This window comes from Wolbachia endosymbiont of Drosophila seguyi, assembly GCF_028981765.1.
Lineage (GTDB): Bacteria > Pseudomonadota > Alphaproteobacteria > Rickettsiales > Anaplasmataceae > Wolbachia > Wolbachia pipientis.
In genome coordinates, this window is record NZ_JAPQLM010000122.1 from 1 (window position 1) to 1,378 (window position 1,378).

The following is a 1,378-nucleotide window of genomic DNA, read 5'->3' on the forward strand; positions in this document are numbered from 1 at the left end:
GATAGTTACATGAATTTACCATAAATCACCATCTCATAAAGTGTGATGCAACAAAGCCATCCCAGTGTCAAGCACTGGGATGACACCCTCCTTATGGGCCAAAATCACAATGTTCGTACAGTTGTGGATTCATTCGCGGTATCTCGGCATAGATTCCGCTAACAAGTAGCGGAATGACGAATTTGTCGTTTTTCAGATTGTCGTAAGTCAGTTTAGCTATAGCATAATGCTATATTAATAAATAATCTATATAATACTATTAAATATAATAATTAAAATCTAAATTACTTTCTCTATAAAAGGAGAAATTTACCTTAATGAAAATATATATATATTTAATATTATTTTTATTTTTTTCTTGCGCTCAACTATATGCTGACGAGGAAATTGCAAAATTTGATTTACTTATTGGCGAGATAAATGAAGCAAGCTTCACTCTTAAAGGTGCAATAAAGGTTACAGTAGAACCAGGCTGGCACATATATTATAAAGATCCTGGAGATTTTGGCCTTCCCACGTCTATTAGTTACAAAGGTAATGCATCAGATATAAATATTCACTGGCCTATTCCAAAGGAACATAAAGATAAAGTAGGGAGAGAGACGTTTGTAAGTAACGTATATGAGGATATGGTATTATTTCCCTTTAAGATGAATATATTTTTAAATCAAGGGTATATTGACCTTAACTTCCATATAAATTATGCGATATGTAGAGATAGGTGCATCCCTAAAAATGTTGAGATAAAAATCAGGCAACCATTAAAGGATTTTATAGATTCTGATATCAATAAACTTATAAATGAGTGGTATGAAAAATAGAGTTCTCATGGGGGAGGTGTCATTCCAGCGCGTGACACTGGAATCTCATTTACTTTTTTGTTCACTATGTGAGGAACTTGGGCCTACAAGCATATAAACATAATGGTTTCGCATAAAAAATTTAGATCCCAGATACTGTTTCTGCTGTCAAACAAATTATCCAACAAAATTACAATTAAATGGTTGATTATTTTTAAGAATACCAAAAAAGACATGCATTAATTTTCGCATTAACGCAAGAACTATGACTTTTGGACATTTGCCTTTACTTGCTAGACGCTGACAAAACTTTTGAAAATGATTATTATGGTTTTTGACTACTATAGCTGGCATATAAAGAGCTTTTCGAATACGCTCAGATCCTATTTTGCATATGCAACTTCTCTTACTTACTGACGATCCCGATTGATAATGTCCTGGATTTAGACCAGCAAAAGCTGTAAATTGTTTAGCATTGTCAAAGTTATCAACTGATGGCATTTCTGCGACAACAGCAACAGCAGTAAGATATCCTATACCTTTTATAGTCTTAAGGTTTTCCACCATATTTTTTAGAT

2 protein-coding genes are annotated in these 1,378 nt (G+C 33.0%); one reads left to right on the forward strand and one right to left on the reverse strand.

The window, feature by feature from the left end; translation table 11 throughout:
* The first annotated feature begins 317 nt into the window (after positions 1–317).
* Positions 318–821 (forward strand): protein-disulfide reductase DsbD domain-containing protein, encoded by a 504-nt coding sequence (locus tag OZD62_RS02805; protein ID WP_275019386.1) that lies wholly within the window; start codon positions 318–320, stop codon positions 819–821.
* 156 nt (positions 822–977) lie between these two features.
* Here the strand turns inward: OZD62_RS02805 and OZD62_RS02810 are convergent.
* The coding region (locus OZD62_RS02810) for a transposase (RefSeq protein ID WP_275019387.1) at positions 978–1,378 on the reverse strand (401 nt) is incomplete at its 5' end.

What these genes read in the sequence shown, in the direction of transcription:
- OZD62_RS02805 (WP_275019386.1), top strand. Translation starts at nt 318, where the DNA reads ATGAAAATATATATATATTTAATATTATTTTTATTTTTTTCTTGCGCT.